This window comes from Streptomyces himalayensis subsp. himalayensis, from assembly GCF_013778455.1.
Taxonomy (GTDB): domain Bacteria; phylum Actinomycetota; class Actinomycetes; order Streptomycetales; family Streptomycetaceae; genus Streptomyces; species Streptomyces himalayensis.
This window is the reverse complement of the sequence record NZ_JACEHE010000019.1, coordinates 157962-174082: the sequence shown is the minus strand read 5'-3', so window position 1 is coordinate 174082 and position 16121 is coordinate 157962. Positions and strand designations below refer to the sequence as shown.

13 protein-coding genes are annotated in these 16121 nt (G+C 70.8%); 7 read left to right on the top strand and 6 right to left on the bottom strand.

Annotated elements, in window-relative coordinates; genetic code table 11:
- Positions 1 to 32: 32 nt before the first annotated feature.
- From H1D24_RS28015 to H1D24_RS27995, 5 genes are read right to left on the bottom strand one after another with little or no spacing between them, the layout of a single operon-like run.
- Positions 33 to 1343: a DUF58 domain-containing protein gene (locus tag H1D24_RS28015; protein WP_181660488.1), complete on the bottom strand. Its 1311-nt coding sequence runs from the start codon at positions 1341 to 1343 to the stop codon at positions 33 to 35.
- An 11-nt stretch (positions 1344 to 1354) separates the two neighbouring features.
- The gene (locus tag H1D24_RS28010; RefSeq protein WP_181660501.1) at positions 1355 to 2344 is read right to left on the bottom strand and encodes an AAA family ATPase; all 990 of its coding nucleotides are present in this window, start codon (positions 2342 to 2344) and stop codon (positions 1355 to 1357) included.
- On the bottom strand, positions 2344 to 3531 hold the full coding sequence (locus H1D24_RS28005) for a DUF4350 domain-containing protein (protein WP_181660487.1): 1188 nt from the start codon (positions 3529 to 3531) through the stop codon (positions 2344 to 2346). Before H1D24_RS28005 ends, H1D24_RS28010 begins: the two co-directional genes overlap by 1 nt.
- The gene (locus H1D24_RS28000) at positions 3528 to 4280 is read right to left on the bottom strand and encodes a DUF4129 domain-containing protein (RefSeq protein WP_309484463.1); all 753 of its coding nucleotides are present in this window, start codon (positions 4278 to 4280) and stop codon (positions 3528 to 3530) included. Before H1D24_RS28000 ends, H1D24_RS28005 begins: the two co-directional genes overlap by 4 nt.
- A gap of 4 nt (positions 4281 to 4284) precedes the next feature.
- A complete protein-coding gene (locus H1D24_RS27995) occupies positions 4285 to 5595 on the bottom strand; it encodes a DUF7847 domain-containing protein (RefSeq protein WP_181660486.1) in 1311 nt (436 codons plus the stop codon).
- A 149-nt stretch (positions 5596 to 5744) separates the two neighbouring features.
- On the opposite strand from H1D24_RS27995, the gene mtnA reads away from it, so the two are divergent.
- The 7 genes from mtnA to H1D24_RS27965 all read left to right on the top strand — a co-directional run bounded on the left by mtnA (position 5745) and on the right by H1D24_RS27965 (position 14838).
- On the top strand, positions 5745 to 6893 hold the full coding sequence (gene mtnA, locus H1D24_RS27990; RefSeq protein WP_181660485.1) for an S-methyl-5-thioribose-1-phosphate isomerase: 1149 nt from the start codon (positions 5745 to 5747) through the stop codon (positions 6891 to 6893).
- 4 nt (positions 6894 to 6897) lie between these two features.
- Positions 6898 to 7587, top strand: coding sequence for an MtrAB system response regulator MtrA (gene mtrA / locus H1D24_RS27985; RefSeq protein WP_220137311.1), 690 nt, complete (start codon positions 6898 to 6900; stop codon positions 7585 to 7587).
- A 1-nt stretch (position 7588) separates the two neighbouring features.
- On the top strand, positions 7589 to 9766 hold the full coding sequence (gene mtrB, locus H1D24_RS27980; RefSeq protein WP_181660484.1) for an MtrAB system histidine kinase MtrB: 2178 nt from the start codon (positions 7589 to 7591) through the stop codon (positions 9764 to 9766).
- Positions 9756 to 11606, top strand: coding sequence for an LpqB family beta-propeller domain-containing protein (locus tag H1D24_RS27975; protein ID WP_181660483.1), 1851 nt, complete (start codon positions 9756 to 9758; stop codon positions 11604 to 11606). Before mtrB ends, H1D24_RS27975 begins: the two co-directional genes overlap by 11 nt.
- 265 nt (positions 11607 to 11871) lie before the next feature.
- Positions 11872 to 12846, top strand: a complete 975-nt coding sequence (locus H1D24_RS42685; protein WP_258564358.1) for a ComF family protein — start codon at positions 11872 to 11874, stop codon at positions 12844 to 12846.
- Between the two features lie 324 nt (positions 12847 to 13170).
- Positions 13171 to 13863 (top strand): ribosome hibernation-promoting factor, HPF/YfiA family, encoded by a 693-nt coding sequence (gene hpf, locus H1D24_RS27970; RefSeq protein ID WP_374064400.1) that lies wholly within the window; start codon positions 13171 to 13173, stop codon positions 13861 to 13863.
- A 228-nt stretch (positions 13864 to 14091) separates the two neighbouring features.
- Positions 14092 to 14838, top strand: coding sequence for a response regulator (locus H1D24_RS27965; RefSeq protein ID WP_181660482.1), 747 nt, complete (start codon positions 14092 to 14094; stop codon positions 14836 to 14838).
- Between the two features lie 68 nt (positions 14839 to 14906).
- Here the strand turns inward: H1D24_RS27965 and H1D24_RS27960 are convergent, their stop codons facing one another.
- Entirely contained in the window at positions 14907 to 16097 is a 1191-nt protein-coding gene (locus H1D24_RS27960; protein ID WP_181660481.1) for a winged helix-turn-helix domain-containing protein, read from the bottom strand.
- Positions 16098 to 16121 lie beyond the last annotated feature (24 nt).

The window sequence follows — 16121 nt, the reverse complement described above, 5'->3', positions numbered from 1 at the left end:
CATTTCCGGGGGTAAGCGGCCAGCCCCTGACCTCATAGGCGGCCGGCCGTCTTGAGCGCGAGGTAGGCGTCCGCCAAGGCAGGGGCCAGCGCTTCAGGAGTCGCGTCAACGACTGTGACGCCGTGGCGAATGAGTTGTTCGGCCGTGTGGCGGCGTTCAGCCCCCGCCTGGGCGGCGGCCGCTGCGTCGTACACGGCCTCGGCAGTGCCTCTCGAGGCCGCCATCTGGGCGATGTGCGGGTCCGCTACAGACGCGACGAGGACCGTGTGGCGGCGGGTGAGGCGCGTGAGCACAGGCAGCAGGCCCTCTTCGATGGGAGCAGCGTCGAGGCTGGTGAGCAGGACGACGAGGGATCGGCGTGGTGCGGTGCGCAGGACCGTGGACGTGAGACCACGGGCGTCCAGTTCCACCAGCTCCGGTTCCAGCGGGGCCATGGCGTTGACGAGGGCAGGGAGCAGCTCCCCTGCGGCTCGGCCCTGGACCAGCGCACGGACGCGGCGGTCATACGCCAAGAGGTCCACGCGGTCGCCGGCCCGGGATGCGAGGGCGGCGAGGAGCAGGGCCGCGTCCATGGAAGCGTCCAGGCGCGGCGCGTCGCCTACTCGTCCAGCGGAAGTGCGGCCGGTGTCCAGGACGACGAGGATGTGGCGGTCGCGTTCGGGGCGCCAGGTGCGTACTGCGACTGTGGACTGGCGGGCCGTGGCGCGCCAGTCGATAGAACGGGTGTCGTCTCCGGGGACGTACTCGCGGATGCTGTCGAACTCGGTCCCCTCGCCGCGGGTCAGGACGCTGGTGCGGCCGTCGAGTTCGCGCAGTCGGGCCAGTTTGGAGGGCAGGTGCTTCCGGCTGGTGAAAGGTGGCAGGACGCGAACGGTCCAAGGCACCTTGTGGCTGCCCTGGCGCGTGAACAAGCCGAGGGGGCCGTAGGACCGGATGGTGACCCGGTCGGCGTGGCGGTCGCCACGGCGCGTGGGCTTGAGGCGAGTTGTGACGCGGCGGCGTTCTCCAGGTGGGACCGTCAGTGCGTGGCGTGATGACCTGGCCTCACTTCCGGGCTGCCAGCTGCTGGGGGGCCAGGCGTCGCGGATCCGGGCGCGCAGGGGGCGGTTCGACGGGTTGGTGACGGTGAGCGTGACGTCTGCGGGCTCTCCAAGGCGTACCGAGGTGTCTCCTGAGCGCGTCAGGACCAAGCGCCGTACGGGCGCGGCCAGGGCGAAGTCGCAGGCGCAGGCGAGCGCCAGGGGACCGTTGACGGCCATGATGCCCGTCCAGCTGGGTTCCCAGATGCCGACGGGGAGTGAGCCCAGCGCCGCAAGGAGGGCGGCGCGTCCGGTGAATGCCATGGGTCCTCGGCTCAGCGGGGTACGGGGACGTGGGCGAGGATCGCGTTGATCACGGAGTCGGCGGTGACGCCCTCCATCTCGGCCTCGGGGCGGAGCTGGACACGATGGCGGAGGGTGGGGAGGGCCAGGGCCTTCACGTCGTCGGGGATCACGTAGTCGCGGCCCGTCAGCCAGGCCCAGGCGCGGGCGGTGGCGAGCAGCGCTGTCGCGCCGCGCGGGGAGACGCCGAGTGTGAGCGACGGGGACTCGCGCGTGGCGCGGCAGATGTCGACCACATAGCCCGTGATCTCGGGCGAGACGGACGTTTCGGCGACGGCCGCGCGGGCGGCCTCCAGGTCCGCGGGCCCTGCTACGGGGCGTACGCCGGCGGCGCGCAGGTCGCGCGGATTGAAGCCTTCCGTATGGCGCGTGAGGACGCCGATCTCCTCCTGGCGGGAGGGGAGGGGCATGTTGAGCTTGAGGAGGAAGCGGTCCAGCTGGGCTTCGGGGAGGGGGTAGGTGCCCTCGTACTCGATCGGGTTCTGGGTGGCGGCGACCAGGAAGGGCTCGGGCAGCGGGCGCGGGACGCCGTCGACCGTGACCTGGCGCTCCTCCATCGCCTCCAGTAGGGACGACTGGGTCTTGGGCGGGGTGCGGTTGATCTCGTCGGCGAGGAGCAGGTTGGTGAAGACCGGGCCCGGCTGGAACGAGAACTCGGCGGTGCGGGCGTCGTAGACCAGTGAGCCGGTCACGTCGCTGGGCATCAGGTCGGGGGTGAACTGGACGCGCTTGGTGTCGACGTCGAGTGCGGCCGCGAGCGCGCGTACGAGAAGGGTCTTGGCGACGCCGGGGACGCCTTCGAGGAGGACGTGGCCGCGGCAGAGCAGGGCGACGACGAGGCCCGTGACGGCGGGGTCCTGGCCGACCACGGCCTTGGCGATCTCGGTGCGCAGGGCCTCCAGGGACGCTCGGGCGGTGCCCGGATCCCCTGCGTGACCGGCGTTGTCAGTGGTCGGGTCCATCATGAAGTGCGTACCTCTCTTTCGAGGGCGTCGAGTTGGTCGGCGAGGGTGATGAGGGCTGCGTCGTCGCGGGGTGGCGGCCCGAAGAGAAGCGTGTGCAGGTCCTGTCCGCTGCCGTGGAGTTGGGCGGAGAGGGCCGGGAGGAGTGCCTCGGGCGCGTGCGCCTGGGCCGGGGGTACGCCGAGGAGGGGTGCGAGGCGGGTGCGGGTGGCGGCGCGGAGTGCTGTGGCGGCGCGCTCGCGGGCGTTCGCCTTGCGGTAGAGGCGGGCGCGGCCTTCGGCGGTTTCGGAGGCGCGGATGGCGACGGGAAGGCGTTCGGGGACGAGGGGGCCGAGGCGGCGGCCGCGCCAGAGGGCTGCGAGGGCGGCGGCGATGGTGAGCTGCAGGGTGCCCCAGAGCCAGCCCGAGGGGATCAGGTCGAAGAAGCTGCGGTCGCTTGCGTCGGTGGCGGTGTCGTCGGAGAGGGAGGGGAGGTACCAGACCAAGTGGGTGCGGGAACCGAGGAGTTGCAGGGCGAGCGAGGCGTTGCCGTGCTGGTCGAGGCGGTCGTTGTAGAGGATGTCGGCGGCGCCGATCACGATGGTGTCGCCGGTGCCGTCGGCGGCCGGGATGCGCACGAGAGTGGGAAGGCCGTCGTCGGGGTAGCAGCGGTCGGCGTCGGTCGCGGCGGTGTAGCGCCTTCCGCCGGTGTCGGCGTTTCCCGCGCGGCGGGCGGCGGGCAGGTCGCAGCCGGGGGAGAGCGTCGAGGCGAGGCTGGGAGCGGGGTCTGCCGTGACCCCTGGGGCGAGCGTGCCGAGCGACGGATCCCCGGGGGCGACCAGGACGGTGCGGCCGCCGGAGTCGGCTGTGGCGGCGCGGAGTTCGGTCTGCTGGCGGCCGGTGAGCAGATCGGGGGCGGCCACGAGGAGGGTGGTGTCGGGGCCCGCTGCGGCCCGGGCCTCATCGGTGGTGGTCACGATGCGCGTGGACACGCCCCGGTCGTCGAGGAGTTCGGCGACGGCCCGGCTTCCGTAAGGGTCGGCGGAGCGGGGGTCGAGTCTGCCGTGCCGGTCCCCGGAGCGGACCACGGCCAGCGCGATCGCTGCCGCCAGGAGAATCACGAGTGCGAGCACGACGCCTCGGGCGCGGGTCCACCGCTGACGAGCGGTGGGCGAGACGGAGGTGGAGGTGAGGGTGGCCTGGGTCATTCGGCGGCCCCGTGGTGGGTGGTGCTGTGGGGCGTGCTCTGGGCGCTGCTCGCGCTTCCTGCTGTTGTCGCGCTCCCTGCTGTGGCGGCGAGGACTGGCTTGGTGCGCTCCAGGTCGTGGTCCAGATCGGAGATGCGGCGGTACGCCGGTTCGTCCGCGGTGCGGCCGCCGTATGTGACGTCGTCGAACTCGCGGGCGGCAGCGCGTAGTCGGTCCGTGTGCGCGGGCAGGACGCGGCCGGCTTCCGCGGCGGCCTCGTCGGCGGTGCGGCCGGGGCGGGGGTCGAGCAGAGCCCGCTCCTCCAGGGAGCGGACGACGGCTCGCATCCGCTCCTGGACGGCCGGGTTCCAATGGCCCTGGGCCGCATGCGCTTCGGCGGTTGCTCGGTGGTCTGCCGCGCTGCGTGGCCGGTCGTCGAAGAGCGCGGAGGATGCGGGCGCGCGGCGCGGTGTGCCGAGGCGCCACCAGAGTGCGGCCAGGAGCGCGACGACGGTCAGTACGACCACGAAGAGGCCGATACCGCCGCCAGGTGTAGCGGCGGAGGCGGCGCTGAGGAGACCGTCGACCCAGTCCCAGAACGTGTTCAGGGCGCGTTGCAGCAGGCCGGGGTCGTTCTCGTGGTACATCGGCCGTGACAGTTCCCGCTCGGCTGCCTCCCGCGCCGGGTCGCGCGAGATCGTCACCGGCGGTTCGTCGTCGGCGCGTGGCAGCAGCAGAGCCGCCCTGAGAACTCCCCCCGTCGCACTCACTGCATCAGCTCCCTGGCGTGCCCGGTGCGCCGGAAGCGTATCCCTGGACGCCTGCGGCGCGGGCGAGTTCGAGGTCCAGGGCCTCGCGGCGGATCCTCTGGTCGATGTAGAGCAGCACGGTGACGCCGGCGGTGATCGGGAACGTGAGCGTGGATCCGATCACGGAGCCGATGCCGCTGACGATGAGGAACGTCCAGCCGACGTCCCCGACCCCGCTGTCGAGGAAGCCGGTGATGCCGCCGCCGCTCAGTGCCCCGGCGAGGAAGGCGAACGGGATCACGATGATCGACGCCACGATGTTGGCGATGATCGCGGCGAGCAGCTGGATGCCGAACACCCGCCACCAGGCGCCGCGCACCAGCTTGGCCGAGCGGCCCATCGACTTCACGATGCTTTGTTTCTCGAGCATCAGGGCGGGCGAGGCCAGCGAGAAGCGGATCATCAGCCAGAGGGCGACGACCCCGGCGGCCAGCGCGCCCAGTACGGCCAGTGCGGCACCGGCTTCGGCACCTCCCGCGGCGGCGATGAGGATGCCGGGCAGGGCGCCGACGCCGACGATGGCGAGGGCGAGGAGGAGCAGCAGGAAGGTCAGGCCGAACAGTTTCAGCAGCTGTGGGCGTGCGTCGCTCCAGGCCTCCCGGGTGGTGACCGATCTGCCGAGCACGGCGCGGCTCGTGACGGTCGTGAGCAGGCCGGTGGCGACGATCGTGCCGAGCAGGCTGATCAGCAGGATGACGCCGGAGTTCAGCAGGGTGTCGCTCATCGCGCGCATGAGTTCGTCGACGGTTGCGCTCGGATCTTCGAGGGCGGCGGTGCTGCTGTCGTCGAGTGTGAACTTCTGCAGCAGAACGACCACGATCTCGGTGACGACGGCCACGGCCAGGGAGATGCCGAGAACGGTGCGCCAGTGCGTACGCATGGTCGACACGGCGCCGTCGAGGATCTCACCGACGCCGAGCGGGCGCAGCGGGATGACACCCGGCTTGGCCGCCGGCGGAGGGCCGCCCCAGTTGCCGCCCCAACCGCCGTGGCCCGCAGGGCCGCCACCGTAGCCGCCAGGCCCCCGGGGAGGCTGCTGACCGCCCCAGCCGGTGCCGGCGGTCGGCGGCGTCTGGCCGGGGGCCTGCTGACCGGGAGCGGACCATTGGCCGGGCGGGGGCTGCTCCTTGGACCATTTCGAGGAGGGGCGCTTGTCGTCCGCCGGATCCACTGGGCCGTCCTGGCCGGGGGTGGTGTCGGTGGGGCGGGAGGCGTCCGGTTCCTGTCCGTCGGAGGGGGCAGATCCGGGCGAGGCCCAGCCCGGAGTGTCGTTCATCGTCGCTCCTTCACGGTGCCCGTCCGCGGTTGCGGCGGCAGGTTGGCAGCCATCGTGCCACGGTGTGTCCGGCTGTGGACCGGGCGGACCAGGCAGCTTCTCGGCTGTGCACCTTCAATTGTCCGTCGGGTAAGGGGCAGACTGGTCGAATGGCTGATCAGTACGTGCAACCCCATGAGGAATCACAGTCCTCTCAGACGCCGGCGATCCGCTGGGAAGAGCCACCGGAGGGTCCCGTACTGGTCCTTCTCGATCAGACCAGACTGCCGGCCGAGGAAGTCGAGCTGGTGTGCACCGATGCCCCGGCTCTGGTGCAGGCGATCCGGACGCTTGCCGTGCGCGGTGCACCGCTGCTCGGTATCGCAGGGGCGTACGGTGTCGCGCTCGCCGCCGTGCGCGGGTTCGATGTGGAAGAGGCCGCCGATGCGCTGGCGAGCGCTCGGCCCACCGCGGTGAACCTCGCGTACGGGGTGGGCAGGGCCCGCGCGGCGTACCAAGCTGCACTCGCGGGCGGTGGCGGCCAGGAGCAGGCCGCCACGGCAGCGCTCGCGGCTGCGCGTGCGCTGCACAAGCAAGACGCCGAGGCGAGCGCGCGGATGGCGGGGCACGGGCTGGCGCTGCTCGACGAGCTGCTGCCCGGCGGCAACCACCGGATCCTCACTCACTGCAACACCGGGGCACTCGTGTCGGGTGGTGAGGGCACGGCGTTCGCCGTGGCGCTGGCGGCGCACAGGGCAGGGAAGCTGCGCAGGCTGTGGGTCGACGAGACGCGGCCGCTGTTGCAGGGCGCGCGGCTCACCGCGTATGAGGCGGCGCGCAACGGCATGCCGTACACGCTGCTCACGGACAACGCGGCGGGATCGCTGTTCGCGGCGGGCGAGGTGGACGCGGTGCTCATCGGCGCCGACCGCATAGCGGCCGACGGTTCGGTGGCGAACAAGGTGGGGAGCTATCCGCTCGCGGTGCTGGCCCGGTACCACCATGTGCCGTTCATCGTGGTGGCTCCGCTGACGACCGTGGACCCGGACACCCCGGACGGCGCCTCGATCGAGGTGGAGCAGCGGGCCGGTCATGAAGTGACGGAGGTCACGGTGCCGCAGGCGCCGATGGCCGGGACGGAAGCAGGAGGCGGAATTGCGGTGGCTCCCCTGGGAACCCAGGCGTACAACCCGGCGTTCGACGTGACGCCGCCCGGATTGGTGACAGCGATCGTCACCGAACAGGGCGCCGTGTCGCCCGTGACCGCCGAGGCCCTGGCCGACCTGTGTGCCAGGTCACGCCAGGTAACGATTAGCTAATGGGATGATGACGTTTATGAAGGGACGAGTCCTTGTCGTCGACGACGACACCGCACTGGCCGAGATGCTCGGCATTGTGCTGCGTGGTGAAGGTTTCGAGCCGTCGTTCGTCGCGGACGGCGACAAGGCGCTGGCCGCCTTCCGTGAGACCAAGCCCGATCTGGTGCTCCTCGATCTGATGCTGCCCGGCCGGGACGGCATCGAGGTGTGCCGTCTGATCAGGGCCGAGTCGGGCGTGCCGATCGTGATGCTCACCGCCAAGAGCGACACCGTCGACGTGGTGGTCGGACTCGAGTCCGGTGCCGACGACTACATCGTGAAGCCGTTCAAGCCGAAGGAGCTCGTGGCCCGTATCCGGGCGCGGCTGCGCAGGTCCGAGGAGCCGGCGCCGGAGCAGCTCGCCATAGGTGACCTGGTCATCGACGTGGCCGGCCACTCCGTGAAGCGCGACGGTCAGTCGATCGCGCTCACCCCGCTGGAGTTCGATCTGCTGGTGGCGCTGGCCCGTAAGCCCTGGCAGGTGTTCACCCGCGAGGTGCTGCTCGAGCAGGTGTGGGGCTACCGGCACGCGGCGGACACCCGTCTCGTCAACGTACATGTGCAGCGGCTGCGCTCGAAGGTCGAGAAGGACCCGGAGAAGCCGGAGATCGTGGTGACAGTACGTGGCGTCGGATACAAGGCCGGACCCAGCTGATATGTCCCAGGACAGTGCCGCTCCGGCGTCCGGGACGCCGGGAGCCCGCTCGGGGCGGCCTGTCGACCGGAAGACACCTGCCTCACGCCTCGCGCGCCTGCTCGAAGGCGGGCTGCTGCTTCAGGGCGGGATGCAGGGCAGCCCCGTGCTGCGCCTCTTCACACGTTGGGTGCGGCGTCCGCTGCTGCCCGCGTTGCGGCTGTGGCGGCGCAACATCCAGCTCAAGGTCGTCGTCACCACCCTGCTGATGTCACTGGGCGTGGTCCTGCTGCTCGGCTTCGTCGTCATCGGGCAGGTACGCAACGGCCTGCTGGACGCCAAGGTGAAGGCATCGCAGAGCCAGGCCACGGGCGGTTTCAAGGCTGCCGAGACCGCTGCTTCCCCCACGGGCGGCGACCAGGACGCAGGCCCCGCGAACGGCCGCACCGAGCAGAACACCGCGGTGTGGATGACCGACCTCGTGGGGCAGCTGGCCAGCGGCGGCCAGAGTGCCTTCGACGTGGTCACGCTCAGCCCGGCCGCGTCCGGTGACGCCAGCGCGCGGGCTCCCCGGGCCTCAGGCGGTGTCAAAGCCGTGCCGAGCATTCCCGAAGAACTGCAGGACCGCGTCGAACAGGGCACCGGCGCGTTCCAGAGCTACACGCGCATCGTCTACGACAGCGGTCAGGAGTCGCAGCCGGGACTGGTCATCGGCAAGCGGCTCAACGATCCGAACAGCCAGCCGTACCAGCTCTACTACCTCTTCCCGCTCACACAGGAGGAGAAGTCGCTGAGCCTGGTCAAGGGGACGCTGGCGACCGCCGGACTCTTCGTCGTGGTGCTGCTGGGCGCCATCGCCTGGCTCGTCGTACGGCAGGTCGTGACGCCCGTACGGATGGCTGCAGGGATCGCCGAGCGGCTGTCCGCCGGGCGCCTCCAGGAGCGTATGAAGGTCACCGGAGAGGACGACATCGCGCGCCTCGGTGAGGCCTTCAACAAGATGGCTCAGAACCTCCAGCTCAAGATCCAGCAGCTGGAGGACCTCTCACGGATGCAGCGGCGCTTCGTGTCGGACGTCTCGCACGAACTGCGCACCCCGCTGACGACCGTCCGGATGGCCGCCGACGTCATCCATGAGGCGCGCGAGGACTTCGATCCGGTGACAGCCCGTTCCGCGGAGCTGCTCGCCGACCAGCTGGACCGCTTCGAGTCGCTGCTCGCGGACCTGCTGGAGATCAGCCGTTTCGACGCGGGCGCGGCGGCGCTGGAGGCGGAGCCGATAGACCTGCGGGAGGTCGTACGCCGCGTGGTCGGCGGCGCCGAGCCGCTCGCGGAGCGCAAGGGCACGCACATCCGGATCGTCGGCGACGAGCAGCCGGTGGTGGCGGAGGCCGATGCGCGACGCGTGGAGCGTGTGCTGCGCAACCTGGTCGTCAACGCCGTCGAGCACGGCGAGGGCAAGGACGTCGTGGTGAAGCTTGCCGTGGCCGGCGGCGCGGTCGCCGTCGCCGTGCGGGACTACGGAGTGGGCCTGAAGCCCGGCGAGGCGACGCGGGTCTTCAGCCGCTTCTGGCGGGCGGACCCGGCACGCGCGCGTACCACCGGTGGAACGGGTCTCGGACTGTCCATCGCCCTCGAGGACGCGCGGCTGCACGGCGGCTGGCTGCAGGCATGGGGGGAGCCGGGCGGAGGCTCGCAGTTCCGGCTGACGCTGCCGCGTACGGCGGACGAGCCGCTGCGGGGTTCACCGATACCCCTGGAGCCCGACGACTCGCGGCGCAACCGCGGTCTGAACGACGCGGGGTTGCCCCTCGGGAGCAGCAGCAAGCTCGCCACGGTGCCCGCGCAGCATTCACCCGTGGATGTCCCCCGGGCCGAAGGCTGGGGGAACACGCCTTCGCAGAGGGCCACGCGCGCGCCGATCGCCCCGCGGCTGGGCGCCGCGCCCGCGTCCGCTCCGGCCGCGGATCCGACAGCGCTTCCCGGGAGCGGCGCGCGGGTCGTGCCGCGGCCGTCCGGGGACGTCGCCGACAGGGCAGCTGCGCGGCCGGCACCGGCTGGTCCGGGCGAAGACCGCGAACCGGCCGAAGAGGAGGCCGGGAGCGGGCAAGCGGTGTCCCCGGTCCATGAAGGCCGGAAGGATCCCGTCAGCGACGCGACGGGCGCGGTGAGGGAAGGGGAGACCTTCGGTGGGCGCTGAACGCTTCGGGCGCGGTCGTCGGCGGCCGCTGCGTGCCGGGCTGGTCCTGGCCTGCAGTGGCGTCCTGCTGGCGGGCTGCGCGTCCATGCCGGACAGCGGGGACGTGCGGGGCGTTCAGGCCACGCAGGGACCGGACTCGCAGGTCCGGGTCTTCCCCATGCCGCCGAGTGCCGACGCCTCACCCGTGGAGATAGTCCAGGGCTTCCTGGAGGCGCTGACGAGCGACGACCCGCAGTTCGAGGTGGCCCGCAAGTATCTGACCGCGGAGGCGTCCAAGGACTGGAATCCGGACAGTTCGACCGTGGTCCTCGCCGACGGCCCGACCACCGAGGTGGACCGCGGTGGCGACGAGGGAGGCGGTGATCGCACCTACACACTGACCGGCCAGAAGGTCGCCAGGGTGGACGCTCAGCACGCCTATCAGCCCGTTGGCGGCCGGTACAGGGAGGCGGTGCATCTCACGAAGGTGGACGGCCCCGACGGCCAGGAGTGGCGTATCGACCTGCCGCCGGACGGGGTGGTCCTCGGTGACTCCGACTTCCAGCGGATCTACGAACCGGTCGACAAGTACTACTTCGCGGACTCGTCGTCCGACGGCGACGGGCAGAGGGAGCTCGTCGCGGACCCCGTCTACGTGCGCGGGCAGATCGACCCGCTGACACAGACGGTGAAGTCGCTCCTCGCAGGGCCCACAAACTGGCTCGAGCCGGTGGTGCGATCGCGCTTCCCCAGCCGTACGCAGCTGAAGAAGGGCACGAAGTCCCTGTCGCCCGACGACCAGAACAAGCTGAAGGTCCCGCTGAACCGGAAGGCCGACCATGTCGGGCGGGCACAGTGCATGGAGATGGCCGCTCAGCTGCTGTTCACCATCGACGATCTGACCCCGTCAGGCGTCGACGAGGTCGAACTGCAGCGCGCGGACGGTTCGCAACTGTGCGTGCTGAGCCAGGCCCAGGCGGAGACGATCGCACCGCACCGCACGGTCGGCCGCCCCGAATACCAATACTTCCTCGATGAGAAGCACCGTCTGGTACGGATGGGTGGCAGCAGCAGCGGCAGCGGCACGGCCTCCGAGCTGGAGCCGGTGCCAGGCCCACTGGGCAACGACGATCAGACGCTGCGGTCGGCGGCGGTCTCGCGTGACGAGGAGCGGGCGGCCGGTGTGTCACTGGATGGGCGCTCGCTGTTCGTCGCATCGCTCACTTCGGGCGGCTCGCTCGGGGATCCGGTGGTGACGAGCCGGGCCAAGTCCGAGAGCGACCGGCTGTCGACGCCGAGTTGGGACGGCAGGGGCGACCTGTGGGTCGCCGACCGCGATCCCAAGGATCCGCGACTGCTTCTGCTGGAGAAGGGGGCGGGGGAGCCGATCGAGGTGGGCACACACGACCTCGACGGCGGGCGCATCGAGGCGGTGCGGGTGGCCGCCGACGGCGTACGGGTCGCGCTGCTCGTGAAGGAGGACGGCAAGACGTCCCTGCGGATCGGGCGGATCGAGCGCCAGGACGGGTCCGGAGAGCGGCCCGAGGTGTCGGTGGTCAGACCGCGTCTGGCGGCGCCGCAGATGGAGGTCACGGCCATGTCGTGGGCGGGCGGCAGCCGCCTCGTCGTGGTCGGGCGCGAGTCGGGTGGTGTGCAGCAGATTCGGTACGTCAAGTGCGACGGTCTGACGCCTTCGGGCGGAGTGCTTCCCGGCCTCAACGGAGTCAAGGAGATAGCCGCCTCGGAGAACGACCAGCTGCCGTTGGTGGCGAACTCGGACGACGGGATCGTACGGCTGCCGGTGGGCGCGGCCTGGCAGACCGTCGTTGAGGACGGGACGGCGCCGGTTTATCCGGGGTAGCCGGCTTATTGGGGCGGCCTGTCGTTTGTCGCGGACCGGCGTTTGTCCTGGGCCGGCGTTTGTCGCGGACCGGCGCTCGTCCCGGGCCGGCGCTTGTCGTCGGTCGGGCTCTTCTCGCGGATCAGCTCTTCTCACGGTGCCGGACCTGGCGCCGCGGTGGCCGGGGCGCCGTCCGGTGACGGTGGCGCCGAGTTGTCCACAGGGCGTTACCTCGAGTTATCCACAGGGGTGGCAGCCCCGTGTCTGCAGAGGCACAGTGGTGGGCATGCGGGGGTGGTGGCAGGACCTCACAGACCTGGTGCTGCCGGCCGAGTGCGGAGGTTGTGGACGGCCTCGTACGGCGCTCTGCGCGCAGTGCCGTGAGGCCTTGTGCGGTCGCGCTCCGTGCCGGGTGCGGCCGGTGCCGGAGCCGGCGGGCCTGCCCGTGGTGCACGCGGCCGCTCCGTACGAGGACGCGGTACGGGCGGTGCTGCTCGCACACAAGGAGCGAGGCGCTTTGGGTCTCGCGAGGCCGCTGGGCGAGGCGCTGGCGGGTGCGGTGATGGTTGGAGCAGGGGAGGGGCATGGGTTCGGGGGCCTCATACAGACAGGCCGTGAAGAGCAAGAGCATGGGCACACAGGGGGTGAAAAGCATGTGCCTTGTCGGTGGGCCGGGCATGGGCGGGCCGGGCCGGATGGCGCCGGACACGCCGCGGCCACGGGGTGTGGGCCGCTGTTGCTGGTGCCTGTGCCGTCCGCGCGGCGGGCTGTGCGGGCGCGTGGGCACGATCCGGCGCGGCGGATCGCGCTCGCCGCGGCCGGCGAGTTGCGCAGGGCGGGGGTCCCCGCCCGGGTGCTCCCGGTACTGCACCAACGGCGCCCGGTGGCCGATCAGTCGGGGCTGAACTCCCGGCAGAGGCTGGCCAACCTGACGGGCGCCCTCGAGGTGGTGGCCGGGGGCGGACGGCTACTGCGCGGAGGCGGCCGGATCGTCCTGGTGGACGATCTCATGACGACGGGCGCCTCGCTGACGGAGGCTGCGCGGGCCGTCCGCGCGGCATGTACGGAAAGCCGGACAGGACAGGAGAGACAGGGAAGAGCTGGGAGAACGCGTGGATCGGCTCGAGCGCCGGGAACGAGCGGACCAGGAAGAACTCAGGAAGTATCGACGGGAGCGACCGGGGTAATGCTCCGGAGAAGCACACCGGTGAACGTGATCAGCGCCGCCGTCGTCGCTGCCACCCCCGATTCCTTCGAATAATCCGGAACTGGCTAATGACCTGCGTCGTTGCAGGAAGTGACCGGGTTAGTTCACCTGAATGGAGGTACGTCGCGGTAGAGGGTGACGACATCCGTCCGGGCGAGATATGTTCGGTGTGAGGGAATGGCGTCGCCGTCCCTCGCATATCCGAATGCCGTGCCGTGGGGTTTTCTGTAATCACCCGGTCGGCGGGGTGGAGATCTTGCCCGCGGGGGAGGAGGAGGTGGAAGTCACCGAGTCCGAGGCTCCCGGGGCATTCCGGGGCCTGGTGCAAAAGGGAGATGCTCCGCGCCGAAGCGGAGCGATCCGGGAACGGAGTTCTGCGTGGACATCGTCGTCAAGGGCCGCAAGACCGAGGTGCCCGAGCGGTTCCGGAAGCACGTGGCCGAAAAGCTGAAGCTGGAGAAGATCCAGAAGCTCGATGGCAAGGTGATGAGCCTCGACGTCGAGGTGTCCAAGGAGCCCAACCCCCGACAGGCCGACCGTAGCGACAGGGTGGAGATCACGCTCCGCTCCCGCGGTCCGGTGATCCGGGCAGAGGCCGCGGCGAGTGACCCGTACGCGGCGCTGGACCTGGCGGCCGACAAGCTGGAAGCGCGGCTGCGCAAGCAGCACGACAAGCGGCACACACGGCGCGGTACGGGCAGGCTGTCGGCAGCCGAGGTGGCGGACAGGGTCCCCGGTGCGGCGACGCTCAACGGGGACGGCACGCTCGCCAGGGAAGAAGAGCCGGACGGTGTGCCGACGAAGAAGATGGGTCCCCTTGAGGTCAAGGGTGAAGGCCCGCTCGTAGTCCGCGAGAAGACCCACGTCGCGGCACCGATGACGCTTGACCAGGCGCTCTACGAAATGGAGCTGGTCGGGCACGACTTCTATCTTTTCGTCGACTCCGAGACGAAGGAACCGAGCGTCGTCTACCGCAGGCACGCCTACGACTACGGCGTCATCCACCTGTCCACGGACCCTATGGTGGCCCAGCCGCCGTCGGCTGAAGCGGGCGGTGCACTCGGCGGTTGACGTTCCCCGGTGACCGCAGGACCGGTGCCCCTGGCGTGCGCGTGCGCCCCCGGGGGCACCCGTGTGCGCCCCTCCGAAACCGCGCTGTCGCCCCACTGTCGTCCGGGCATGAAATCATGGCGGTCAGGTCAACCCGTCGGCAGCGGCCACGGGTTGGCGCAGGACCCACCTGGCAGCGCAGACCGGGCAGCTCAGGAACACAGGCCACGGCCTTCAGGGGGAGGAACGATGGCGGACAGCTTCGGACCGATGCATGACGAGGACGCCGACGACGGCGCCGTCGCCATGGGACCGGACGGGGGCTCCCCGCGGAAGGAGCCCATCAGGGTCCTCGTGGTGGACGATCACGCCCTCTTCCGCCGCGGCCTCGAGATCGTGCTCGCCGCCGAGGAGGACATCCAGGTCGTCGGGGAGGCCGGTGACGGTGCGGAGGCCGTCGACAAGGCCGCCGACCTGCTGCCCGACATCGTGCTCATGGACGTCCGGATGCCCAAGCGCGGCGGCATCGAGGCATGCACCTCCATCAAGGAGGTGGCTCCCAGCGCCAAGATCATCATGTTGACGATCAGCGACGAGGAGGCAGACCTCTACGACGCGATCAAGGCGGGCGCCACGGGCTATCTCCTCAAGGAGATCTCCACCGACGAGGTGGCCACCGCTATCCGTGCCGTGGCAGACGGGCAGTCGCAGATCAGCCCGTCGATGGCCTCGAAACTGCTCACCGAGTTCAAGTCGATGATCCAGCGCACCGACGAGCGGCGCCTCGTGCCCGCCCCGCGGCTCACCGACCGCGAGCTCGAGGTCCTCAAACTCGTGGCGACCGGGATGAACAACCGCGACATCGCCAAGGAATTGTTCATCAGCGAGAACACCGTCAAGAACCATGTGCGGAACATCCTGGAGAAGCTGCAGCTGCACTCCAGGATGGAGGCCGTGGTGTATGCGATGCGGGAGAAGATCCTCGAGATCCGCTAGTGGATCTCCGCCGCCGGGCTCACGCGGAAACACCTACGGCCGAAGCCGTGCGGGCGGCGGCCACGCCGTCAGGCGAGCCTGCGGGCGAGCTCCGCCGACAGCGGCTCGCGGAGCTCCTCCGGATCCAGCCGCTCCACGCGTACATCGGTGCAGCCCACCCAGCTTGCGGCCTCGACAAGGGCCTCAGCCACGGCGGGGACGGCCTTGCGGCCCTCCAACGACACCTGTCTGGCGACCAGCGTCCGGCCCTGACGTGCGGGGTCCACCCGCCCGACCAGCCGGCCCCCGGCCAGGACGGGCATCGCGAAATAGCCGTGCACCCGCTTCGGCTTCGGCACATACGCCTCCAAGCGGTGCGTGAAGTCGAATATCCGCTCGGTGCGCGGCCGCTCCCAGATCAGCGAGTCGAACGGGGACAGCAGCGTCGTACGATGCCGGCCGCGCGGCACCGTCTCCAGCGCCGCAGGGTCGGCCCAGGCAGGCTTGCCCCAGCCCTCCACGGCCACCGGTACCAGCCCCGAGTCCGCGATCACCGCGTCGAACTGCTCGCCCTTGAGCCGGTGGTAGTCCGCGATGTCCGCGCGCGTGCCCACGCCCAGTGCTTCGCCGGCGAGGCGCACCAGCCGGCGCAGGCACTCGCTGTCGTCCAGCTCGTCGTGGAGCAGCTCGTCCGGGATCGCGCGCTCCGCCAGGTCGTACACCCGCTTCCAGCCGCGGCGCTCCGTGCACACCACCTCGCCGTACATCAGCGCGCGCTCCACCGCGACCTTCGAGCCCGACCAGTCCCACCACTCGCCGCCGTTCTTCGCGCCGCCCAGCTCCGTGGCGGTCAGCGGCCCTTCGGCGCGCAGCTGCTTGATGACCTGGTCGTACGCCCCTTCCGGCAGATCGTGGTACCACTGCGGTCGGGCGCGGTAGGCGCGGCGGCGGAAGGCAAAGTGCGGCCACTCCTCGACGGGGAGGATGCACGCCGCATGCGACCAGTACTCGAAGGCGTGCGGGGCGCCGTCGGTGCCCGGGGTCCAGTAGGCATCGTCCACCGTCTGACGCCCCACGGCGCCCAGGCGGGCGTACGGGATGAGCTCGTGCGAACGGGCCAGCACCGAGATCGTGTCGAGCTGGACCGCGCCGAGGTGCCGCAGCACGCCTCGCACACCCGCCTTGCGGTCGGGGGCGCCCAGGAATCCCTGTGCGCGCAGCGCGATACGGCGGGCCTCGTCGGCGGAGAGCTCGGCGGTGGGACGCGGCGGAGTCGTCATGCCCGCACGATAGGGCGTGCCACT

Coding starts and splice junctions, on each gene's coding strand:
- H1D24_RS28015 (WP_181660488.1), bottom strand. CDS start 1,343: ATGGCATTCACCGGACGCGCCGCCCTCCTTGCGGCGCTGGGCTCACTC.
- H1D24_RS28010 (WP_181660501.1), bottom strand. CDS start 2,344: ATGGACCCGACCACTGACAACGCCGGTCACGCAGGGGATCCGGGCACC.
- H1D24_RS28005 (WP_181660487.1), bottom strand. CDS start 3,531: ATGACCCAGGCCACCCTCACCTCCACCTCCGTCTCGCCCACCGCTCGT.
- H1D24_RS27995 (WP_181660486.1), bottom strand. CDS start 5,595: ATGAACGACACTCCGGGCTGGGCCTCGCCCGGATCTGCCCCCTCCGAC.
- mtnA (WP_181660485.1), top strand. CDS start 5,745: ATGGCTGATCAGTACGTGCAACCCCATGAGGAATCACAGTCCTCTCAG.
- mtrA (WP_220137311.1), top strand. CDS start 6,898: ATGATGACGTTTATGAAGGGACGAGTCCTTGTCGTCGACGACGACACC.
- mtrB (WP_181660484.1), top strand. CDS start 7,589: ATGTCCCAGGACAGTGCCGCTCCGGCGTCCGGGACGCCGGGAGCCCGC.
- H1D24_RS42685 (WP_258564358.1), top strand. CDS start 11,872: ATGCGGGGGTGGTGGCAGGACCTCACAGACCTGGTGCTGCCGGCCGAG.
- H1D24_RS27965 (WP_181660482.1), top strand. CDS start 14,092: ATGGCGGACAGCTTCGGACCGATGCATGACGAGGACGCCGACGACGGC.
- H1D24_RS27960 (WP_181660481.1), bottom strand. CDS start 16,097: ATGACGACTCCGCCGCGTCCCACCGCCGAGCTCTCCGCCGACGAGGCC.